Here is a 20741-nt window from a genome sequence, read left to right on the forward strand (position 1 = left end):
CTTTCTCGGGGCGGCTACCAGCGTTGCTGCTGCCGCCCGCCATGGATGTTGCCGGCGATGCCACCCGCAACGCCGCCGATGGCCGCGCCTATCCAGGCATCGCCTCCGGAGATCGCGGCGATCCCCGCGCCGGCTGCCGCGCCCATCGCGGCGCCGCTCACCGTCCCTTGCTGCTGCGGGCTCATGTTGGTGCAGCCGACGGCGAACACTGACCCGGCCAGTGCTGCCGCCGCCATCCAGTGGAGTCGTTTCATGATCCGTTTCCTTTCACTTGTTCTTTTGCAGACCGGGAACGGCCATTTCGAACCAGATGATGTCCAACACCGGCCGCTTGAGCTTGTCCGGGTTGGCGGCGTACCACTTATCGATGCTCGAACTCACGCTGTCGAGCGTCTGTCCTTGCATTCCCTTCGCCAGCCGCGGAATGAAGCTCTGCGCGTCCGGCGGCGGGTTCCTCGAAGAGTAAGCCGCGTCGACCTGCACGATATTGGCCAGACCGACCAGATACGCCTTCTTCACGGCCGGGGCCGACGTGGTCCATTGCTCGCCGGTCACGACCGGAATGTCGGCCGCCTTGGCGGGTACGCACGCGAGCGCCAGGGCCATGCACGCGGCCGACAGGGCGGCGCGTACTTGCAGTTTCGATGTCATTGCGTTTTCCAACGGGATTCCTTGGTTGGTTCTTGCGGCTGCGATGCATCGTGCGCCGCTGCGTCGAAGCATGTCAAGCGCGTCAAAAAGAGCTGAAGGCCGCGCCTCCAGTGCGTACTTTTGTTGCAGCACGCGCGCTGCTGCTCTGCGAAAAGCACACAATATGTCGACCATGCGCAAGCTCGTACTTCTCGCGGTTTTGCTCGCCGCCGCTCCGATGGCCGGCGCGGACGTGATCCGCTGCGCCGACGCTGCCGGCAACGTGAGCTACACCGACGCGGCATGTCCGACGGGCGCCAAGAAGGTGGCACGCGTGTCGACGGTAGAGCCCATCAGCGTCGTGCGCGGCGCCGACAAACCTCGCCCCGCGGCGAACGTCGAATCCACGGATGTTGCGGCAGCACCGCCGCCTGCGCCTTCGGCCCCCATCATCATTGACGGCCGCCGCGACGGCAACGCCGGCGGCGCGGTACCCGACAACTCACGCTGGAGCGATCGCGGCGTCGAGAGCATCGTGATCGACGACGGGTCGATGTATGCCGCCCCTGGCGTCTCTCGTCCGCCCCGGCCGCGCGACATGCGGCCGCGCATTCGCTCCTGCGGCTCGCGAACCTGCGAAGACACCCAAGGCAATCACTTCACGCACTCGGGTCAACTCGACCGCTACCGAAGCATCGACGGACGAACCTGCCAGCCGGTGGGTACGACCACCGTCTGCCGCTGAATAGAGCGTAGAGCGCCCGCTTGCTTGCCCTACTTGCTATTTCTTGGCGACAGCGCCGGTCGCGACCAGCCCGCGAAACTCGGCGAGCTTGGTCTTCATCCGCCGCTCGTTCACCGGGCCCATGCGAATCAGGATCTTCTGCCCGGCAGACAAGGCTTCAAGTTGCGGATCGGCGAATTCATAGCGTAGCCACGGGGTGTTCGAGGCCGCGTCGCTCTTCATTTCGTCTTTCAGTTCGCCTTTCACTTCGGTCAGCCTGACCTGCACCGGCCCGGCAGGTTCCGGGGTCTTCAGAAGATGATCCAGCACGGCAACCAGCCGGTCATTGAAATAGCGCCCCGGATAACCCAGCTCTTCGTACGCCTGCTGAAACAGCGGATACAGCTTGGCATACAGCGCCGCGGCGTTGGCCGTGTTGACCGACTCCACGAACAGCACGAAGGGTGTGTAGCGATTGCCGTTGTCGACGCCGATGGTCTTGATCTCGCCGGCGCCCTGCGTCTCGAAGCGCTGCGGCGTCGGGTGCACCGGCCACAGGCGCGAAGATGCCTGCGCGCGCGGCAAGTTGTCCACCGTGGCAACCACGCGCCGGACGAAGCCGTCCGTCTGCACGAACGAAGTGACGCCCTTCTTGCCGAGCAAGTCGTTCAAGGCACCGTTGACGCGCGCGTCGGCGTCGTTCAGTGGCGGGAGCGTCTTGTCGGGCTCAGCCAGGGGCTCGACGAGGTTCTGCGGCCCGGTCGCCACGGGCGCGGGGTTGTCGGGCGCTGCCGGTTGCGGCTGAGGCGCTGTTGATACTGGCGGCGCTTCAGGCGGCGCTTCTTTTTGCATGGACCAACGCCACCAGGCGAAAGCACCCGCGAGGATCGCAATGATCACGAGCGCGGGGATCCACATCGAGGTTTCGCGAGCTGGCCTGAATTCTGCTGGGTCCCGATCGGGCATGTTTCAATCTTCCTTTCCCTGTCCATTGGAAACCACTGCGCCGCGGCTTGCCGTAACGTCCTGTGACCGCACGGTCACCGCAGTGCGAGCGCGCCATGAGAGCACCATGAACATCGACTTCGCGACACTGACGCAATACCAACGCTACAAGCTCATGGCGAGCCTCATCGTGCCACGGCCGATCGCGCTGGTCACCACGATCGGGGCCCTCGGCGTGGTCAACGCGGCGCCCTTCAGCATGTTCAACATGCTGGGCGAGGAACCACCGATCGTGATGATCAGTGTGAACCGGCTGCAGGACGGCGTCTTGAAAGACACTGCCGCCAACATCGTGCGCACGGGTGAGTTCGTCATCCATCTGGCCGACGAGGACATCGCCGAACAGATGCACCGTTGCGGCGACCGTCATCCGCCGCACGTGAGCGAACTCGACATCGTCGGCTTCACCGCCCTGCCGAGCAACGCCGTGAAGCCGCCGCGCATTGCCGAGGCGCCGGTCGCCTTCGAATGCACGCTGTGGGAAACGCTGGAAACCGACAGCCGCCAGATCTTCATCGGCCAGGTACGCTGGATGCACGCGCGCGACGAACTGATCGACACCGAAGCATGGCGAGTGCGCCTGCAGCACTACTTTCCGGTCGGCCGCTTCGGCGCCAGTTTCTACGTGAAGACGCGCGAACGGTATGCGCTCGCAGCCCAGGGCGCGACGCGAAGCACCGCCATCGACGAAATGTAGGCGGGCGGACGGCGGACGGTCGCCCGCGCTTGCGGGTTGGGTGGGCAACGCCCATCAATCTAGCGCTTTGTCAGGCAAGCGGTCATCGGCCTGTAGGACTAGCTCAATGGTTGGGTACCGCGACGCACACGCCGGGGCCGATTGAAGTTAAAAATGCCTCCTCTTCGCTGCCTGACTGGAGGAATCCGATGTTCAGCATTTTTCAGCACAACCGGAACGGCCATCTGAGACGCATCATGACCTTGCTCGAGGAGGCAAACCTGGCGCGCATCGAGCACCAGGCCGCTGCCGAGCATCACGGCGCGCTCGCGCGCATGTACGCCGACCGCGCCAAGCGACTGGAGCGCGAGGTGTACGGAAGCACGCATGTTCCGGTCGGCGAAAGTGCGGTACCGCAAAAATTGGCTGACGAAAAGCCGGTCGTGTATGCGCTGGGCGCCAATCGCCGCGAAGCACCAGCGAAAGCCTGAAGCTCGAGCCGGACGGCCAAGCGATGGCCGATGAATTCGTCGATGTGCTGATCGTCGGCGCCGGGTTGTCCGGCGTCGGCGCTGCGTCACACCTGCAGCGGCTGTGCCCCGGCCGCAGCGTCGCCATTCTGGAAGGACGGCACTCGCTCGGGGGTACGTGGGATCTCTTTCGCTATCCGGGCGTGCGTTCGGATTCCGACATGTACACGCTGGGCTATTCGTTTCGCCCCTGGACGCACGACAAGGCCATCGCCGACGGATCGGCCATCCTCCAGTACCTGCGCGACACGGCGCATGAAGAAGGTGTCGATCGGCTGATCCGCTACGGCCATCGCGTGCGAAACGCCAGTTGGTCGTCCGAGGCGGCGCAGTGGACCATAGAGGCCACACGCGACCACGGCGAGCCGGTTTCATTGCGCTGCGCCTTCCTGCTGATGTGCAGCGGCTACTACGACTATGCGGAAGGTTACACACCGGACTTTCCGGGCCGCGAGCGATTTGCCGGGCGCGTGGTGCATCCCCAGCAGTGGACCGATGACATCGAGTACATCGGCAAGCGCGTGGTCGTGATCGGCAGCGGCGCGACCGCGGTGACCATGGTGCCCGAACTCGCGCGACAGGCGGCGCACGTGACGATGCTTCAGCGCTCGCCCAGCTATGTGGCCTCGCGGCCCTCGGTCGATCGCGTCGCCGGTTGGCTCCAGCGGAACATGGGCGCGTCACGCGCGCACGCGCTTTCGCGCTGGAAGAACATGCTGCTCGCGCTCATACTTTTCAGGGTGTGCCGGCACAAGCCGCAGTTCGCCAAGTCCGCGCTGATCAAGCAAGTCCGCCGTCAGTTGGGTCCGGGCTTCGACGTCGAGACCCACTTCACGCCCCGCTACAACCCGTGGGAACAGCGGCTGTGCCTGGTGCCCGACGGCGACCTCTTCAAGGCCATTCGTGCACAGCGTGCGAGCGTGGTCACCGACCGCATCGAATCCTTCACCGAATCAGGCCTGAAGCTCGCGAGCGGCGCGGAATTGCCGGCCGACCTCGTGGTGACAGCCACCGGACTCAAGCTCAAGGTGGTCGGCGGCGCCGAGCTTTTCGTCGATGGCCGCAAGCTGGAGCCGGCGGAATTGGTGAACTACAAGGGCATCATGTTTGCGGGCGTTCCGAACTTCGCGTCGATCTTCGGCTACACCAATGCATCATGGACGCTGAAGGCGGACTTGGCCGCCACCTTCGTCTGTCGCTTGCTCAATCACATGCAGCAGACAGGTGCACGGCAGTGCGTCGCGATGACGGACGATCCGGCCATGCCCTTGCAGCCGTGGGTCGACTTTTCGTCCGGCTACTTTCAGCGCGCCATGCAACAGATGCCTCGCCAAGGTGAGAAAAGGCCTTGGAAGCTCAACCAGAACTATCTCTCCGACTTCTTCACGTTGCGCTACGGCGCGGTAGACGATGGCGTCATGCGCTTCTCCGGCTAGTCCGCCCACCGCTTGCGGCAATGGGACGCGCGACAACCTGCAGAACGCCTGAGGCGCAGGAACCAGCCTCGCGCTTCTTTGATCTGAAAGATCGCCATGTGCGATCTTTCGATCCTGCGGTTGTGGAACGGCGGCGCTTCCGTCGCGCAGACGGGGCGGCCGTCTCGGGTAATGGTCGCGTTGACCTTCGCGTTGATGATTGCTTGCCTCATGAGCGCATGCGCGGTCGCGCCTGGAGCGCCGCCGCATGAGGCGACCTCTTTTTCTTCGCTCGTGGCGAGCCGCAGCGCCAGCGTGGTGGACATCAGGACGCTGAGGATCGGACGCGAGGAAACGACGGACAGCGTCGACCTGGACATGGCGCCGGAGACCGACTTCGGCGACAGGCTGGCTTGGCCGCTGTCCGCAAGCGTGCGGGTCAGCCAGACCCGCGACCTGGCCTCCGGGATTGTTCTCACGAGCGACGGCCTGATCCTGACCAGCGCCCACGTGGTCTCCGCCATCGACGAAGCGCAAGTGCGGCTGGACGACGGCCGCCGCTTCCCGGCGAGGGTGCTGGGCGTCGACAAACGTACCGACATCGCGCTGATGAAGATCGACGCGAGCGGACTTCCGACCGCCATCCTCGGAGACTCGTCGAAACTCGCCCCGGGGGACTGGGTCGCCGCCATCGGGGCGCCTTTTGGCTTTCATGGCAGCGTCACCGCCGGCGTGGTGAGCGCCGTCGACCGCTACATTGGCGGCGCAGGGGAGACACCCTTCATTCAGACCGACGTAGCAATCAATCCGGGCAGTTCAGGCAGCCCGCTGTTCAACAACCGCGGCGAAGTCGTCGCCATCAATTCGATGATCTACAGCGGCAGCGGCGGCTATATGGGCCTGTCGTTTGCGGTTCCGATCAACCTCGCGGTCAAGATCGCGGCACAGTTGAAGGCTTCAGGCCGCGTGAGGCGGGCTCGCATCGGCGCCGATTTCCAGGAGATGACGCCCGCGCTCGCTCAGTCTTTCGCGGTGCCGGATGCAACGGGCGGCGCGCTGGTGGTTCGCGTCGATGCCGGCGGTCCGGCGCAGGGCGCAGGGCTGGTGCGCGGCGACGTGGTCACCACGCTCGACGGCGCGCCGATCGCGCACTTCACCGAGCTGCTGCGCCAGATTGGCGATCGGCCGCCCGGCAGCCGCGCTCGCCTGGAAGTGTGGCGCAAAGGCACGAAGCGCACTTTTCTGGTCACGCTCGCCGAAGAGCCGGCACAAAGGAGCTTTCTCCGGGCCGAGTTCACACCTGAATGGAACGATGGCCTCGGCCTGAGCCTGGGTGAATTGTCGAGCGCGCAGCGCACGCAACTGGGCAGCGACGGTGGCTTGATGGTGAAGGAAGCCACGGGCGCGGCGCGCAGCGAAGGCATTCGGGCGGGCGATCTCATTGTGGCGGTGAATGACGCCAGGGTCGATCGTGTCGATGAGTTTCGACGGAGCGTGTCGGGTCTGCCGCCGGGACGCACTGTGGCGCTGCTGGTGATGCGAGATCGGCGGCTGGCGTATGTGCCAGTGCGGCTGCCGCAGCGGCGGCTCGGGGCATCGAGCGCGTCGAATTGAAGACAAAAAAAAAGAGGCCGAAGCCTCTTTTTTTTTAAGAATTGGAGCGGGAAAAGAGTCTCGAACTCTCGACCTCAACCTTGGCAAGGTTGCGCTCTACCAACTGAGCTATTCCCGCATTGTTCGCCGCATTGTTCGCCGCGTTTGTTCGCGTTTTGCGAAGCCTTGAATTATAGGGGATTTTGTCGAGCGTCAGAACCGGCGGTTGTACGTGAAGATCAGTCCGGCCGTCCCGAGCGCGCCAACCTGAACGGCATCCTTGGGTGTCAGCCGGTAGCCGATCGCAGGAATGATCCCGAGGCCGAAGCCGTCGTGGTTGAAGGGCACCTTGTCCTCGTACTTGCCCTTGTAGCCGTAGATGATCCCGCCGCTGAGCTTCGCGTAGAGTTTGGAGTAGCCGAAAAGGTTGTCCCAGCGATAGCCGTAGTAGGCATAGGCCGAGGGTTGCCCGAACGAATTGCTGAACGCGGAAAACCCCCAGATGAATCCGTTCGCCTGGGCTCGCTCGATGCCCAGCAGGTAGACGTTCTTGTGCTCGTCGCTGTTGCTCCAGTGCACCGCAAACGGGCCGATCAGCGCCTCCCAATAGGGTTTGCCGGAAAACTCGTCGGCCTCCGGCTCTTGCGCGCAAACCGCGGATGACGACAAGGCAATCAGAAGACTTGCCCCCACTGCGCTGGCACGACGATTCATAGGCTCCTCGATACTCATTCTTATGCTGTGAATTCAAGGCGGGGCGCCGATTCGCCATCGCCTTGCCGGAGTGCACCGATCGGCGCGGCATGCTCGAAACCCGCTGCGCGGAACACCGCCACGACGGCGTCGACATCGTCCGCCCCGACGCTCACCAACAGCCCGCCGCTGGTCTGCGGATCGGCAACCAGCGAATGCTGCCACGAAGCGGCTGAATTCGGCCATTCGACTTGCGAACCATAGCCGATCCAGTTCCTGCCCGACGCGCCCGTCACGATGCCTTCTTTGGCGAACCTGGCCGCGGACTCGATGATCGGCAGGGCGCCGAGTTGCACGCGCGCCGCCAGCTTCGCACCACGGCAGATCTCGAGCAGGTGGCCCGCAAGGCCGAAACCTGTGACGTCGGTCATCGCGTGCACGCAGTCCATGGCGGCCAATTCGACGCCCACGCGGTTCAGTTGTGTCGTATAGCGCAGCATCTGTTCGTAGCCCGCGTCATCGAGCAGCCCCTTCTTGAGCGCCGCAGACAGGATGCCCACCCCCAGCGGCTTGCCGAGGACGAGCACGTCGCCGGCCCGGGCGTCCGAATTGCGGCGCACGCGATCGGGATGAACCAGCCCCAGGCCGACGAGCCCGTAGATCGGTTCCAGCACGTCGATGCTGTGGCCGCCCGCAATCGGAATGCCGGCTTCCCGACAAACGCTGGCGCCGCCTTCGAGCACGCGCCCGATCACTTCGGGCGGCAGCTTGTCGATGGGCATGCCGACCAGCGCCAGCGCCATGATCGGCGTGCCGCCCATCGCATACACGTCCGACAGCGCATTCGTCGCGGCAATGCGGCCGAAGTCGTACGGGTCGTCGACGATCGGCGTGAAGAAGTCGGTGGTGGCGACCAGCGCCTGCGTCGCGTTGAGCCGATAGACGGCCGCGTCGTCGCTGGTCTCGATGCCCACGAGCAGTTCGGGCGGCACGATGCCCTGCGGGGCGCGTGCCAGAATCTCGGCCAGAAGGCCGGGAGCGATCTTGCAGCCGCAACCGCCGCCGTGCGAAAACCTAGTGAGAGCGATCGGTTCCATGATGAAGAATTTGAGACTGCCGGTTTGGGTCGGCATTTTGCCAGCCGCGCAGACCCGCGCCTCCCGTGGGCACTGAACGGGTCATGCAACGTCCTCCTGTTCGGGTCACCGATCGTCACGCGTTCGACACGCTCATCGACGCGCGCTCGCCGGCCGAATTCGCGCTCGACCACATTCCCGGTGCCATCAACTGCCCCGTGCTGGACGACGAGGAGCGGCGCATTGTCGGTACGCTCTACAAGCAGCAAGGCGCGTTCGAGGCACGTCGTGTTGGCGGTGCGATGGTGGCAGCCAATCTTGCCAAGCATCTGCGCGAGCGCTTCGCGGACCGCCCCGCCAACTGGAAGCCGCTCGTGTATTGCTGGCGCGGCGGGCTGCGAAGTGGGTCCATGGTGACCTGGCTGCGGCTCGTGGGCTGGGATGCCCAGCAACTTGCCGGCGGCTACAAGAGCTTTCGYCATCACGTGCTCGAACAACTCGAATCGCTCTGCCCGCGGCTGCCGCTGCGCATTCTTTGCGGCGCAACGGGCAGCGCCAAGACGCGCGTCCTGCAGGCGCTGGCGCGGCGCGGCGCGCAGGTGCTCGACCTGGAAGATTTCGCAAGGCACAAGGGATCCTTGCTCGGCGCCCTGCCCGGCGTCCCTCAACCTTCGCAGAAGCATTTCGAGACGCGCATCGCGCAGGTGCTCGAATCGGTCGACCTCGATCGCCCGCTGTACGTGGAAGGCGAAAGCCCGCGCATCGGGCGCATCGCACTGCCCTTGCCGATGGTGGCGCGAATGCGCGAGAGCCCATGTATCGAGATCGCCGCGACGCCCGAAGCGCGCCTCGCCTACCTGCTGCGCGACTACGCTTATCTCGGCGACAACGCCGAGGCACTCGCGAACCAGCTCGGCATGCTGAAGGAGTTGCAGGGCAAGGAGACGGTGCAACGCTGGCAAGCCTGGGCGCGCGCTGGCGAGCTGTCGCCGTTGTTCGCCGAGCTGATGGCGCTGCACTACGACCCGCACTATGCACGCTCGCAGGCCCGCCACTTCACGGCATGGCCCGAACGCGCCCGCGTCGAATCAAGCGATCTTTCGGACGCGGGCATCGAGGCCGTCGCCGATGCCGTGCTCGCGCTGGAAGCCGATCGCCTTCAGGCGTAGGCCGGAACGAGCTCGCGCCGCAGCCGGCTGCTTGCACCATCGACGATGAAGACCAGCACGAACATGGCCCCCATCACCGTCGCGGCTTGCGCCTGCTGGAAGAGGGACAGATGGAAGTACAGCATCTGCCCGAGTCCGCCCGCACCCACGAAGCCGAGCACAGACGCCATACGGATGTTCATTTCCCAGCGATAGAGCGTGTAGGCAAGCCACTGCGGCCACACCAGCGGCAGGCCGCCATAGGCGAAGGCGGCTGCGCCGCTACCGGCTTCCCGCAGGGCACGTTCAGGCGCGGTGGGCGCGTTTTCGAGCGCTTCGCCGAACAGGCGCCCGAACACGCCGGTGGTGTGCAGTGCCAGCGCAAGCACGCCCGCGAAAGGACCAAGTCCGGCCAGCAACACCATCAGCGCCGCCCACACGAGTTCGGGCACGCTGCGCAGCAGGTTCAGCACGAAACGAGCGCCCTGCTTTGCGACGGTGCCGAATCGGCCCGAAGCCGGCAGTGCCAGCAACGCACCGGAGACGAATGCCAGCAGAGTGCCTAGCGCCGATATCGCGAGCGTCTGAAGTGCGCCCCAGGCCGTCTTTGCCAGGAACCCCGAGGAAACGTCCGGCGGAAAAAATTCGGCGACGAACTTCGCCATCGATGTCGCCGATTCGCGCGTGAAAAGTGCCCGGAAGTCGATCGCCAGATAGGCAAAGCTCGCAATGACGGCGGCAAGCACGCCCATGCCGATCGCGATGCATGCCACGCACGGCCTCGGTGCGCGCGGTGTCATGCGAGCACCTTGCGCAGCATCGCACTCAGGCCGTCGGCCAGCAGCACCAGTAAAAGGAAGACGATCAAGATGCTGCTGGCTTCGCCGCCGTTCAACATCTTCATCGACTGGTCCATGAGTTGGCCCAGACCGCCGGCGCCGACAAAGCCCATCACAACCGATGCCCGCACCGCGCATTCCCAGCGGTATACGGTGTATGACACCAGTTCCTGTGCCGCGCCGGGCATCAGCCCATAGCAAAGCGCAGCGATGCGCCCGCTGCCCGCTTCGAGCAGTGCGCGCGCAGGGCGCGTGTCGCCCGATTCAAGAATCTCGCCGTAGACCTTGCCGAGCATGCCGCCATAAGTGATCGCCAGGGCCAGCACGCCAGCAGCCGGCCCGAGCCCGAAGGCGCGAACCAGCACCAGCGCCCAGACCACTTCGGGGATGGCACGCAGTACGACGAGCACACCGCTGGCGCTCGTGCGGACCGCTTGCGCCCGCCATCGTCCCGGCCCGGGGCCGATGCGCGCGACAGAGAGCGATCGCGTCATGGCGAACGCCAGAGGCGCTGCAATGACGAATGCCAAGGCAATGCCCGCGGTGGCCATGGCGAGCGTTTCGAGCGTGGCCTTCGCCAGCAGCGCCAGGAAGTCCGGCGCCGCCGAGGGCGGCAAGAAGCCTGCAAGAAAGCCGCCCATGACCCCGAGGCTTGCCGGATCGAACAACGCAAGCGGATTGAACTGCGCGACCAACGCCATTGGCCACAGCACGACAAGCGCAAGCAGCACGGCGGTCAGGCGTCCACGCGCCAGGGGATCGCGCAAGTTCGCGTCACGCGCAGAATCGAAACGCATGGCGCTCAGCGGCACATGATCGCCGGGGCCCGCGCGTCCGCGTCCGTCAGTGGCTGCTCGCGGCCGTGCGTCGGCAGCACGCCGCCTTCGGGCGCATACAGGTCCTGCAGCATGGCGCGCGTGACCTCGGGCGCAGGCGCGTCGAACAGCACTTCGCCATCGCGCAAGCCCACGATGCGGCCGAACCACTTCAGTGCGAGATCGACAGCGTGCAACGAGGCCACCACCGCTGCGCCGGTCGCCTCGCTCTGGGCGATGAGTTCGCGAATGGCGGCATCTGCCAGCGCGGGATCGAGCGCCGACACCGGCTCGTCGGCCAGGATGAGTTCCGGCGCCTGATAGAGCACGCGCGCAATGCCGACGCGCTGCAATTGACCGCCCGACAAGCGATCGCATCGGTCGAACACACGCTCGCCGAGGTCGAGCCGCTCCAGCACGTTCTGCGCACCGGCTGCGTCAGCGGGGCGCACCAGCGAAGCGATGGCCTTCCAGCCGGACCACACACCCAGTCGCCCTGCCAACACCGCACTGACCACACGCAGGCGCGGTGGGATGGGTGGTGTCTGGTGAATCAAGCCGATGCGCGCTCGCAGGGCCTTCAATGCCGAGGCTGACGATGCCCATGGCGCCTGGCCCAGAACTTCGAGGTGGCCTTCGCTCGGGCGCACCGAGGTCCCGGCGACGCGAAGCAGGCTGGTCTTGCCCGCGCCCGAAGGACCGATCACGGCGACGCACTCGCCGCGCCCGATGGCCAGCGTTGCGCGCTTCAGCGCACGGTGGCCGTTGGGGTGCACCAGGCCGATGTCGCGCAAATCCAGCGTCAAGGCCGACCCCGCCCTACTTGATGAGGCCGGCTGACTTGCCCGCCGCCTCGATGCCGTCGTAGTTCGATGCCTGCGTCGGAATGAACTTGCTCGCGCGCTGCAGCGCAAGAATGTCCTTGTGTGCCGGATTCGCCGCATCGAGCGCCAGGAAGGCGTCGGCCAGCTTTTGGGTGACGGCCGGATCGAGCCCGGGGCGCACGGTCCAGTTGTAGTCGTAGAACGTCGGCGTGGTCGCCAGCACGCGCACCTTGCCGGCGTTGGGATTCTTTTCCTCGACCAGCTTGTCCCACACGGAAGCATTGAGCACGCCGGCCTGCGCGCGGCCCGCGGCAACGAAAGCGACCGTCGCATCGTGTGCGCCTGAATAGGCGACGCTCTTGAAGTCCTTCTCGGGGTTGAGGCCCGCCTGCATCAGGAAATAGCGAGGCATCAGGCTGCCCGATGTGGACGACGGTGCGCCGAATGCAAAGGTTTCGCCCTTGAGATCGGCCAGGGTCTTCGCCTTGCTGTCCGTCGGAACGATGAACTTGCTCGTGAAGACCTTGTCCTCGGCGCGCTGCACGATCGGCTGCGCTCCGCCGCCGGTGCGCAGCTTGGCCTGCACGAAGGTGAAACCGCCGAGCCAGGCCAAGTCGATCTTGTTGGTGGCAAGGCCTTCGACGACCGCGGCGTAGTCGGTCACGGGAGTGAACTGCACCGTCATGCCGGTGGCCTTCTGCAGGTAATCGCCCAGCGGCTTGAACTTGCGTTGCAGTTCGGTCGGCGCCTCGTCGGGGATCGCCGAAACGCGCAGCACCGGGGTTTGCGCATGCGCAGCCAGGCCGAGGCCGGTGGCCATCAAGGCGGCCAGCGCGCCTTGCAGGAAAAGTCGCTTCATGAGGAGAACAGTCGGTAGATGAAAGAAGGCGGCTGCGGGGGCCGCGGGGCCCCGCATTATCGAGCCGTGCCTACGCCCTAGCCGCCGCTGTTCGCGGCTTCGGCCGCTTCGTCTTCGCCTGCGGGCAGATGGATGAGGCCGGTTCGCAAGTCGTACTCGAACACCTCGCCATAGCGGCCCCATTCGATCGCGGTGCGCAGGACGCGCTCGGCGGTGGACTCGTTCAGGCTTTCCTTCAGCAGTTCAAGGAACGGCTCCTGCGGCAGCTCGCCAGAAGGCGCCTGCTCCAGGCTGTGGCGAATGTGCGCTGCGAGCGGAACATGCGCCAACAATTGTTGGCCCAGCAACTGCTGTCGAAGCGTGTGCGTGCCGGCGACGTAGCGGCGGCCCAGTTCGGTCAGATGCAAATCGCCATCCGCGAGCTGCGCAAAGCCGAAGAGCGCCAGCGCCTGCGCCAGCGGCAGCAGGTCGTGGTCGGTGAGCTCGGCTTCTTCCGCGAGTTGCGGAAGATCAGCCCGGCCATCCCGTCCATCCTCGACGAGCATTTCGAGCAACGCTTCCATCCGGCCGACATCGGCGTCCGGCAAGCGTTCGCCCAAGTGCAGGCGCGCGGGCTCCTCGGCCGCACGGCCGGCCACCGGCGCCCCCGCGGTCATGAGCGCGTAGGCCTCGTCGATGAGCGCCCTCACCTCCAGGCTGTCGACATCGCGCGGACGCGGAAGATGGATCGGGAGTTCGGCGCGCACGCGGCCCGGATCTGCCGCGAAGATCAGCACGCGATCGGCCATCAGCACGGCTTCCTCGATGTTGTGCGAGACGATGAGCATGGCCTTGGTCGGCATCTCGCCGCCGCCCCAGAGCTGAAGGATGTCGTCGCGCAGGCGCTCGCCGGTCAGCACATCCAGCGCGGAGAAGGCTTCGTCCATCAGCAGCACCTCGGGCTCGACGACCAGCGCGCGCGCGATGCCGACGCGTTGCCGCATGCCGCCCGACAGCTCGCGCGGCAGCGCTCCCTCAAAACCCGCCAGGCCGATCAGCTCGATCGCATCGCTTGCGCGGCGCGCGCGCTCCACCGGCTCGACACCGCGCGCCTCCAGCCCCAACTCGACGTTCTGCTGCACCGTGAGCCACGGAAACAGCGCGAAGGACTGAAACACCATCGCGATGCCGCGCGCAGGGCCATACAAGGGCTGCCCACGGTAGTTCACGCTCCCGGCATCCACACCGATCAACCCGGCCATGATGCGCAGCAGCGTCGACTTGCCCGAGCCCGACTGTCCGAGCAAGGCGACGATTTCGCCTTCGGCCAATCGGAAATCGACGCCTTCCAGCACCGAACGCGCCGCGCCGTCCGCCAGCTTGAAGGACTTGCCGACGCCCCTGAGTTCAACGATGGCTTCTGCCATGGGGATTCCTCACACGATCATTCGCAGTCATTGGAGATCAGAAATGCATCCGGTTCTCGGCCAGCTCATAGAGCCGCCGCCAGACGAAGTGGTTCATGCCCATCACGAACACGCACATCACGCCGATTCCCAGCGCAATGCGCGGAAAGTCGCCGATGGCCGTCATGTGGGCGATGTAGCTGCCCAAGCCGACGGCCTGCAGCGTGGTGTCGCCCCAGGTCACGTATTCGGCCACGATACTGGCGTTCCATGAGCCGCCGCTGGCCGTGATGGCGCCGGTGACGAAGCTCGGGAACACTGCCGGCAGCAGGTAGCGCCGCCACTTGAGCCATCCGGTGAGGCCGAAATTCTCGGCGGCGTAGCGCAGTTCGGTCGGGATGGTCGAAGCACCCGCGATCACGTTGAAGAGCAGATACCACTGTGTGCCGAGCACCATCAGCGGCGCCAGCCAGATGTTCGGATTGAGCTGCCAGCGCACGATGAACAGCACCGCGACCGGGAACATCAGGTTTGCCGGAAAGGCCGCCATGAACTGCGCGACGCCCTGCAGCCGCCCCGCCCAGCGGGGATTCATGCCGATCCACACGCCAATGGGCACCCACACCACTGCCGCCAGAGCGATCAGCACCAGCACGCGCAGCATCGTGTAGAAGCCCAGCAGGAAGACGTGGCCGACTTCGGACCAGCCGACCTCGGTATGGATGAACCGCATGAGCCAGCCGATGGCAAGCAGCACTGCCGCCGCGATCGTCGCGTCCCACACGCGCGCAACGGCCGGGTTCGCCATGCGCGGCCGCGCCTTGATGGACGTGCCGTCGTGATCGCGCCGAAACAGCACCAGCGAACGTTCGAGCACCTTCGCCGCGCCGACCACCATCTGCTTGAGCCGATCCGTGCGGCGCACCCACGTGAGCAGCCACGAGCGGGGTGCATCTTCCGAACTGCCTTCTTCGAAACGGAACTTGTCGGCCCACGCGATCAAGGGCCGGAAGAAGAGCTGGTCGTACAGCGTGATGCCGATCAGCATGCCGCCGATGGCCCAGCCGATCGCGCCGATGTCGCGTGCCTCGATGGCCATCGCAATGTAGGAGCCAACGCCCGGCAGCTTGATGTTCTGGTTCGACACCGAGATCGCCTCCGAAGCAACCACGAAGAACCAGCCGCCGGACATCGACATCATCATGTTCCAGAGCAGTCCGGGCATCGCGAAAGGCAGTTCGAGCCGCCAGAAGCGGTGCCACGCGGAAAGCTGGAAAACCGCCGACGCTTCTCGAAGTTCGGCGGGCACCGTGCGAAGCGACTGGTACAGGCTGAACGCCATGTTCCAGGCTTGCGAAGTGAAGATCGCAAAAATCGCCGCACATTCCACGCCGAGCAGATTGCCCGGAAACAAGGCGATGAAGCCGGTGACCGTGATCGACAGAAAGCCCAGGATCGGGATCGACTGCAGGATGTCCAGGACCGGCACGAGGATCTTTTCCSCCACTTTGTAGCGATTCGCCAGCACCGCGAAGACGCAGGCAAACACCAGCGATGCACCGAGCGCGAGGAACATCCGCAGCGTCGTGCGCAGCAGGTAATACGGCAGCATCCAGGGGTCGAGGCTGATCGGCAGCGGCTGCCCCAGTTCATAGGGGCGCGCCATCTGCGAGGCGCCGAAGGCCAGGGCGAACAGCGTGGCAAGCACCAGGGGCAGGAGCGCCCAGTCCCAGCGGTTGCCGCCGGAGGCGACGGCCTGGCGCGGGAAGAAACGTTTGTCGAGCATGAGCGATAGGAAGGGTCGGTTCACGGACCCTGTCCGCGCGCGACGCGATTGTGCCTGCCGACTTCGACACCAACCTGACCACGCGCCATGCCCGGCCGACGCGGCGGCCAGTGCTTTCGCAGCGCCCTAAAGCGGGTACGCCTCCAGCGGCGGCTGGCCGTCGGCCGGCTTGGCCGGCGTGTGCGCAACGTTCATGACCCAGCAGACCATGACGAAGTAGCCGACCAGCGCACTGAGCTCGACCACCGTGCGCTGCCCGAATCGCGACTCGGCCGCCGCATACGTGGGCTGGCTTGCGCCGTTGTTCTGCAGCAGTTCGAGCGTGAAGTCGAGCGCGATCTGTTCGTCTTCGGCCAGCGGGGTCGCGCGGCGGCCGAGACGCAAGGCTTCGATGGCCTCGGCGCTGACGCCGGCCTTGACCGCCAAGGTGCTGTGCAGCAGCCATTCGAACTGATTGCCCACGTGGCGCGCGACCGCGCAGGTCACCAGCTCGCGCAAGCGAGCATCGATCGCGCTGTCGAAGCGCAGGTATTCGCCGAGCGTGCCGATGCGCTCCATCAGCGTCGGGCTCTGCAGCAGCGGGATGAACGGACCGAACACGCCCTTGCGCGGACCGTCGATCAAGGATTGCGCGGCGGCGCGCTGCGCGTCCGTCATGGACTCCGCGGCTGGCATGGGCAAACGCTCGGCCCAGGGCTGTGTATGGCCTTGTTCAATCATGTGAGGGATTCCTGTCAACCAATATGTGAAACGGTACGAGAAGGCTTGCGCGCCAGCCACACGGCACTGCCCAGCAGTGCCACGGCGCCGACCGCCAACGCAATGAAAAGACCGCCGAAGCCTTCGGCCTTGCCGCTCAGAACGGAAGACAGCACCGGCCCGGCCATTTGCCCGATCGCGAAAGCGGCCGTCATGCGCCCGAGCATCCGCGTCGGGTCTCCGGCACTGCTTGCCTTTGCTTCCTGCATGCCTGCCATCGTCGCCACCATGAATGTGCCGCCCACCAGCAGCGCCGCCGCAAGCACCGTGAGCGCCGACAGATGCAGCACCGGCAAGACGCAGCCGAGCGCCATCAGCACATGGCTGCCGGCCAGCACGCGCCGCCTGGGCACACCGCCCAGCACTGCGCCGGCAAACACGGTCGACAGCGCCGCCGCCGCGCCGAACACGGGCCAGGCTGCGCCGAAAACGGAAGGATCGTCGACCACCGCGCGCGCGAGCACCGGCAGAAAGGTGGCCGGCAGGATGTAGCCGAATCCGAGAAGGCCGTAGCTCACCACCAGCCCCCACGGCACGACGGCCGGCGTCGATGGCGCCGCGGCTGCAGAGCCGCCCGAAGCCGCCCCCTGCCCTGGCGCCTCGCGAGGCATCAACACCGCGACCATAAGCAGCCCGACGAGCGCCAGCACACCCAGCTGAATCCACAGGCTCTCGGCCAGGACGCCCGCCATTCCCGCCCGCCAGCAATACAGCCCGGCAAGTGCGATGCCCACGCCGACGCCCGCGTAAAGAACACCCGCGCCAGCCGGCCGCTCGAGCCGCGCCAGCCAGCCCAGGCACCAGACGCTGGTGCTCACGAGCGCCCACGCGCTGGCCACGCCCGCAACGAAGCGCAGCAAAAGCCAGACTGCGACGGATCCGCTCCAGCCCATCGCCGCCGTCGACAGCACGATCGCGGCAAGCGACAAAAGCCCTATGCGTTGCGGCGTGAGCGGCAGCCGCGCCGTCGTGAGCGCGCCCAGCAAGTAGCCCGCGTAGTTGGCCGCCGCAAGCCAGCCGCCGGCGCCCACGTCGACACTGCCCGCCCGGATCATCAGCGGCAGCATCGGCGTGAAGGCGAAGCGGCCGATGCCCATGGCGATCGCCAAAGCCAGCATGCCGGCAGCGCACACCGCGACAAGGGAAGGCGGTCTGGAAGCGGCGATGGAGGGGTTCGACATGGGTCGTCATTAGACGCAGAATGTGCCGCATCCACAAATGAATTATTCAGAACAATCATTCTTGCCATGAGAACGATCGACCTCGACTCGTTGGAGATTTTTCGCACCGTCGTGGCCGAAGGCGGAGTGATCCGCGCAGCGGACAAGCTCAATCGCGTGCAGTCGAACGTCACGACCCGCATCCAGCAACTCGAGGGGCGGCTCGGTCACAAGCTCTTTCATCGGCAGGGTCGCACGCTTGCGCTGGCGCCGGCCGGGCACAAGCTGCTGCCGTATGCCGATCGCCTGTTGCGCCTGGCCGATGAGGCGGAGAGCGAATTACGCAGCGATCTCCCGCTCGGCACCTTCAGGCTGGGCTCGCTCGAAAGCACCGCCGGCAGTCGGCTGGCGCCGGTGCTGTCGCGCTTTCACAGGCTTTATCCGGGGGTGGTTGTCGAGCTCGTCACCGGCACCACCGGCGCCTTGCTGAAGCGGGTGAAGGCCTTCGACATCGAGGCCGCCTTCGTGTCCGAGCCCTTCGCCGATGCGGGGCTCGAAACCCTGCCCGTGTTCGATGAAGAACTGGTGCTCGTCACGGCGCGCAGCGTGAGCTCGGTGACGCGCCCGGGCGACCTTGCCAATGCGACGCTGATCGCATTCGCGCAGGGCTGTTCATACCGCCGCCTGCTCGAACAATGGCTCGGCAAGGGCGGCGTTTCGCCATCGCGCTCGCTGGAGTTTTCTTCCTACCAGGCCATGATTGCCTGCGTGGCTGCGGGCACGGGCTTCGCGATTGTTCCCGTGTCCGTGCTCAAAGCGCTGCGCGCCACGGCCGATGTGCGCCAGCATGCGCTGCCCGAACGCATGCGCGCGAATCGAACGCACCTGGTGTGGCATGGCACGCCGTCGGTCGCCTTGGCTCGGCTGATCGAGATGCTGGCGAAGTCCTAGCCCGCTTCGACCAGGGCGTGTCCACTATTTGCCCTCCGCCTCCTGCAGCAGCCGCCACATCACCTTGCCGCTGCCGCTCTTGGGCAATGCATCGACGAACTGCACGCTGCGCGGGATCTTGTAGACCGCCATGTTCTCTCGGCACCAGTCGATGATCTGTTGCTCGGTCGTGTCCTTGTGCGTCGGGCGCAGCACGACGACTGCCTTGACCGATTCACCGCGATAGGCGTCCTTGGTCGCGATCACGCAGGCTTCCTGGATCGCCGGGTGGCGGAACATCAGCAGTTCGACTTCGGCAGGCCAGACCTTGAAGCCGCTCGCGTTGATCATCCGCTTGAGGCGATCGGTCATGAAGAAATAGCCGTCCTCGTCCATCCGGCCCATGTCGCCGGAGCGGAAGAACCGCTTGCCCTCGAATTCGACGAAGGCCGCAGCCGTGGCGTCCGGCCGCTTCCAATAGCCCTGGAACACCTCGGGCCCGTGGATGATGATCTCGCCCGATTCGCCGATCGGCATTTCCTGCAGCGTGTCGGGATCGACCACGCGTGCATCGGTGCTCATGTAGGGAATGCCCAGGCATTGCTGCTTCGGGTTCTCGAACGGATTCGCGTGCGAAGGCGCAGCGGTTTCTGTGAGGCCGTAGCCTTCCTGGTACTTGAGGCCAAACTGCTCCAGCAGCCGTTGGGCGACGGCCTGCGGCATCGCGGCGCCGCCACCGCCGATGTAGACCAGGCTGCTCAGGTCGTAGTTCGCGAAGTTCGGGCTGGCCATGAGGTCGATGACCATGGTCGGGATGTTGGTCCAGCTGGTGACCTTGCGGCGCGAGATCAGCCGGCCAGCCACGTCACGATCCCAGCGCGGCATGATGACCAGCGTGCCGCCGCAGAGGATGGTCGTGTGCATCATGCTCACCACGCCGGTGATGTGGAACATCGGCACCACGGCGAGCACCATGGCCTCCATCGAACCCAGGCCCCAGAGCTGGCCCGCGCACGCGTTGTGCATCAGGCTCGAATGGTTGTGGATGCAGCCCTTGGGCAGGCCCGTCGTTCCGCTCGTGTAGGGCAGCAGGGCCATGTCGTTGGCGCCGACCACGTGCTCCGGGGCGGGATGGCCGGCGTTCATCGCATCGGTCCATGCCATCACGTCGCCGTCTTCCAGCATGGGCAGCGGGTGGCGGGTCAGCAGCCAGTCGCGCCAGGCCGGCGCGGGCGCCTCGTCGCCGGTCACCTCGGCATCGAAAACATCGGTGAACTGCGTGACGATCATGTGCGCCAGACGGTCCTTGGCTTCGAGCGCATTGCTTGCCTTGGCCAGTTCGGGCGCGAGATCGCCGGTGGTGATAGCGACTTTCGCGTCCGGATCGGTGATGTAGTGCTTCAGCTCCTCGGCGCGGTTCATCGGATTGACCGGCACCACGACGGCGTTCGCCCGCAGGATCGCGAAATGGGCGATCACGAGTTGCGGGCAGTTCTGCATGTCGAGGACGACGCGGTCGCCGCGCTTCACGCCCAGCGCGTGCAAGGTGCCGGCCAGGCGCTCGGCCTGGGCCGCGAATTCGCGGTAGGTGATCTCGCTGCCGAAAAAGACGAGCGCAGGCTTGTCCGGATAACGCTCGGCGTTGGTCTTGAGGTTGTGCCAGAGCGATGTGGCAGGGACGGTGATCGAACGAGGCAGGCGCTGCGGCCAGAACTTGTAATGCGGGCGGTCCATACAGTCTCCAAACAGCCCGTGAGCCTACGCCGCGAGGCGGCTCGCCTGCATCGGGGAAGCCCCGAAGGCGTCACATGGGCGACTCCCATTGCTGACAGACTCAACGGCCGATATGTCGTACAACGGCGGGTTCGTCCGACGTCGTTTCGATTCCTTCAAC

21 protein-coding genes and 1 tRNA gene are annotated in these 20741 nt (G+C 65.6%); 7 read left to right on the plus strand and 15 right to left on the minus strand.

From position 1 onward, the window contains the following. Positions 1-14 precede the first annotated feature (14 nt). Both AC1DMA_RS23580 and AC1DMA_RS23585 read right to left on the minus strand, forming a co-directional pair. The gene (locus tag AC1DMA_RS23580; protein ID WP_478145750.1) at positions 15-236 is read right to left on the minus strand and encodes a hypothetical protein; all 222 of its coding nucleotides are present in this window, start codon (positions 234-236) and stop codon (positions 15-17) included. A 31-nt stretch (positions 237-267) separates the two neighbouring features. After that, the gene (locus AC1DMA_RS23585; RefSeq protein ID WP_478126921.1) at positions 268-651 is read right to left on the minus strand and encodes a hypothetical protein; all 384 of its coding nucleotides are present in this window, start codon (positions 649-651) and stop codon (positions 268-270) included. A gap of 172 nt (positions 652-823) precedes the next feature. Between AC1DMA_RS23585 and AC1DMA_RS23590 the strand changes: the two genes are divergently transcribed. Beyond that, the gene (locus AC1DMA_RS23590; RefSeq protein WP_478145664.1) at positions 824-1375 is read left to right on the plus strand and encodes a DUF4124 domain-containing protein; all 552 of its coding nucleotides are present in this window, start codon (positions 824-826) and stop codon (positions 1373-1375) included. A 36-nt stretch (positions 1376-1411) separates the two neighbouring features. Here AC1DMA_RS23590 and AC1DMA_RS23595 read toward each other — a convergent pair whose 3' ends face one another. Then, positions 1412-2320, minus strand: a complete 909-nt coding sequence (locus tag AC1DMA_RS23595; protein ID WP_478145665.1) for a DUF3014 domain-containing protein — start codon at positions 2318-2320, stop codon at positions 1412-1414. Between the two features lie 106 nt (positions 2321-2426). On the opposite strand from AC1DMA_RS23595, the gene AC1DMA_RS23600 reads away from it, so the two are divergent. The 4 genes from AC1DMA_RS23600 to AC1DMA_RS23615 all read left to right on the plus strand — a co-directional run bounded on the left by AC1DMA_RS23600 (position 2427) and on the right by AC1DMA_RS23615 (position 6594). Next, a complete protein-coding gene (locus AC1DMA_RS23600; protein WP_478126924.1) occupies positions 2427-3056 on the plus strand; it encodes a flavin reductase family protein in 630 nt (209 codons plus the stop codon). Between the two features lie 188 nt (positions 3057-3244). Beyond that, positions 3245-3526, plus strand: a complete 282-nt coding sequence (locus tag AC1DMA_RS23605) for a hypothetical protein (protein ID WP_478145666.1) — start codon at positions 3245-3247, stop codon at positions 3524-3526. Between the two features lie 23 nt (positions 3527-3549). Then, complete coding sequence (locus AC1DMA_RS23610) at positions 3550-5001, plus strand: flavin-containing monooxygenase (RefSeq protein ID WP_478145667.1); 1452 nt, start codon at positions 3550-3552, stop codon at positions 4999-5001. A gap of 96 nt (positions 5002-5097) precedes the next feature. Then, entirely contained in the window at positions 5098-6594 is a 1497-nt protein-coding gene (locus AC1DMA_RS23615; protein WP_478145668.1) for a trypsin-like peptidase domain-containing protein, read from the plus strand. A 42-nt stretch (positions 6595-6636) separates the two neighbouring features. On the opposite strand, the gene AC1DMA_RS23620 is transcribed toward AC1DMA_RS23615, so the two are convergent. The 3 genes from AC1DMA_RS23620 to selD form a co-directional block, all read right to left on the minus strand. Beyond that, positions 6637-6712, minus strand: a tRNA-Gly gene (locus AC1DMA_RS23620). Between the two features lie 74 nt (positions 6713-6786). Then, positions 6787-7287, minus strand: coding sequence for an ABC transporter ATP-binding protein (locus AC1DMA_RS23625; RefSeq protein ID WP_478126928.1), 501 nt, complete (start codon positions 7285-7287; stop codon positions 6787-6789). Positions 7288-7307: 20 nt separating this feature from the next. Then, positions 7308-8399 carry a selenide, water dikinase SelD gene (gene selD / locus AC1DMA_RS23630; protein WP_478145669.1) on the minus strand — a complete coding sequence of 364 codons (1092 nt, stop codon included), beginning with the start codon at positions 8397-8399 and terminating at the stop codon, positions 7308-7310. Positions 8400-8446: 47 nt separating this feature from the next. On the opposite strand from selD, the gene mnmH reads away from it, so the two are divergent. Then, a complete protein-coding gene (gene mnmH, locus AC1DMA_RS23635) occupies positions 8447-9511 on the plus strand; it encodes a tRNA 2-selenouridine(34) synthase MnmH (protein WP_478145670.1) in 1065 nt (354 codons plus the stop codon). Here the strand turns inward: mnmH and phnE are convergent. From phnE to AC1DMA_RS23675, 8 genes are all read right to left on the minus strand, one after another. Continuing rightward, complete coding sequence (phnE, locus tag AC1DMA_RS23640; RefSeq protein WP_478145671.1) at positions 9502-10290, minus strand: phosphonate ABC transporter, permease protein PhnE; 789 nt, start codon at positions 10288-10290, stop codon at positions 9502-9504. The genes mnmH and phnE overlap by 10 nt on opposite strands. After that, on the minus strand, positions 10287-11126 hold the full coding sequence (locus tag AC1DMA_RS23645; RefSeq protein ID WP_478145672.1) for a PhnE/PtxC family ABC transporter permease: 840 nt from the start codon (positions 11124-11126) through the stop codon (positions 10287-10289). Before AC1DMA_RS23645 ends, phnE begins: the two co-directional genes overlap by 4 nt. Before the next feature lie 5 nt (positions 11127-11131). Continuing rightward, positions 11132-11950: a phosphonate ABC transporter ATP-binding protein gene (locus tag AC1DMA_RS23650; RefSeq protein ID WP_478126933.1), complete on the minus strand. Its 819-nt coding sequence runs from the start codon at positions 11948-11950 to the stop codon at positions 11132-11134. Positions 11951-11963: 13 nt separating this feature from the next. Next, positions 11964-12827 (minus strand): putative selenate ABC transporter substrate-binding protein, encoded by an 864-nt coding sequence (locus AC1DMA_RS23655; protein WP_478126934.1) that lies wholly within the window; start codon positions 12825-12827, stop codon positions 11964-11966. A gap of 77 nt (positions 12828-12904) precedes the next feature. Then, positions 12905-14233 (minus strand): ABC transporter ATP-binding protein, encoded by a 1329-nt coding sequence (locus AC1DMA_RS23660; RefSeq protein ID WP_478145673.1) that lies wholly within the window; start codon positions 14231-14233, stop codon positions 12905-12907. A 37-nt stretch (positions 14234-14270) separates the two neighbouring features. After that, positions 14271-15998 (minus strand): ABC transporter permease, encoded by a 1728-nt coding sequence (locus AC1DMA_RS23665; RefSeq protein ID WP_478145751.1) that lies wholly within the window; start codon positions 15996-15998, stop codon positions 14271-14273. Positions 15999-16124: 126 nt separating this feature from the next. Then, on the minus strand, positions 16125-16718 hold the full coding sequence (locus tag AC1DMA_RS23670; protein WP_478145674.1) for a carboxymuconolactone decarboxylase family protein: 594 nt from the start codon (positions 16716-16718) through the stop codon (positions 16125-16127). Between the two features lie 14 nt (positions 16719-16732). Further along, positions 16733-17938 carry a YbfB/YjiJ family MFS transporter gene (locus tag AC1DMA_RS23675; protein WP_478126937.1) on the minus strand — a complete coding sequence of 402 codons (1206 nt, stop codon included), beginning with the start codon at positions 17936-17938 and terminating at the stop codon, positions 16733-16735. Between the two features lie 75 nt (positions 17939-18013). Here AC1DMA_RS23675 and AC1DMA_RS23680 point away from each other — a divergent pair, with 75 nt between their 5' ends. After that, entirely contained in the window at positions 18014-18868 is an 855-nt protein-coding gene (locus AC1DMA_RS23680; protein ID WP_478145752.1) for a LysR family transcriptional regulator, read from the plus strand. Positions 18869-18892: 24 nt separating this feature from the next. Here the strand turns inward: AC1DMA_RS23680 and AC1DMA_RS23685 are convergent, their stop codons facing one another. After that, on the minus strand, positions 18893-20581 hold the full coding sequence (locus AC1DMA_RS23685) for a long-chain fatty acid--CoA ligase (RefSeq protein WP_478126939.1): 1689 nt from the start codon (positions 20579-20581) through the stop codon (positions 18893-18895). Positions 20582-20741 lie beyond the last annotated feature (160 nt).

The sequence above is a fragment of the Variovorax sp. 05N34 genome (assembly GCF_056397405.1).

Excerpts from the sequence above, each read along its gene's own strand:
- selD (WP_478145669.1), bottom strand. The coding sequence starts at position 8,399 with ATGCCGACCCAAACCGGCAGTCTCAAATTCTTCATCATGGAACCGATC.
- AC1DMA_RS23595 (WP_478145665.1), bottom strand. The coding sequence starts at position 2,320 with ATGCCCGATCGGGACCCAGCAGAATTCAGGCCAGCTCGCGAAACCTCG.
- AC1DMA_RS23670 (WP_478145674.1), bottom strand. The coding sequence starts at position 16,718 with ATGATTGAACAAGGCCATACACAGCCCTGGGCCGAGCGTTTGCCCATG.
- AC1DMA_RS23585 (WP_478126921.1), bottom strand. The coding sequence starts at position 651 with ATGACATCGAAACTGCAAGTACGCGCCGCCCTGTCGGCCGCGTGCATG.
- AC1DMA_RS23655 (WP_478126934.1), bottom strand. The coding sequence starts at position 12,827 with ATGAAGCGACTTTTCCTGCAAGGCGCGCTGGCCGCCTTGATGGCCACC.
- AC1DMA_RS23625 (WP_478126928.1), bottom strand. The coding sequence starts at position 7,287 with ATGAATCGTCGTGCCAGCGCAGTGGGGGCAAGTCTTCTGATTGCCTTG.
- AC1DMA_RS23660 (WP_478145673.1), bottom strand. The coding sequence starts at position 14,233 with ATGGCAGAAGCCATCGTTGAACTCAGGGGCGTCGGCAAGTCCTTCAAG.
- AC1DMA_RS23610 (WP_478145667.1), top strand. The coding sequence starts at position 3,550 with ATGGCCGATGAATTCGTCGATGTGCTGATCGTCGGCGCCGGGTTGTCC.
- AC1DMA_RS23645 (WP_478145672.1), bottom strand. The coding sequence starts at position 11,126 with ATGCGTTTCGATTCTGCGCGTGACGCGAACTTGCGCGATCCCCTGGCG.
- AC1DMA_RS23600 (WP_478126924.1), top strand. The coding sequence starts at position 2,427 with ATGAACATCGACTTCGCGACACTGACGCAATACCAACGCTACAAGCTC.
- AC1DMA_RS23590 (WP_478145664.1), top strand. The coding sequence starts at position 824 with ATGCGCAAGCTCGTACTTCTCGCGGTTTTGCTCGCCGCCGCTCCGATG.
- AC1DMA_RS23685 (WP_478126939.1), bottom strand. The coding sequence starts at position 20,581 with ATGGACCGCCCGCATTACAAGTTCTGGCCGCAGCGCCTGCCTCGTTCG.
- phnE (WP_478145671.1), bottom strand. The coding sequence starts at position 10,290 with ATGACACCGCGCGCACCGAGGCCGTGCGTGGCATGCATCGCGATCGGC.
- AC1DMA_RS23580 (WP_478145750.1), bottom strand. The coding sequence starts at position 236 with ATGGCGGCGGCAGCACTGGCCGGGTCAGTGTTCGCCGTCGGCTGCACC.
- AC1DMA_RS23675 (WP_478126937.1), bottom strand. The coding sequence starts at position 17,938 with ATGTCGAACCCCTCCATCGCCGCTTCCAGACCGCCTTCCCTTGTCGCG.
- AC1DMA_RS23605 (WP_478145666.1), top strand. The coding sequence starts at position 3,245 with ATGTTCAGCATTTTTCAGCACAACCGGAACGGCCATCTGAGACGCATC.
- AC1DMA_RS23615 (WP_478145668.1), top strand. The coding sequence starts at position 5,098 with ATGTGCGATCTTTCGATCCTGCGGTTGTGGAACGGCGGCGCTTCCGTC.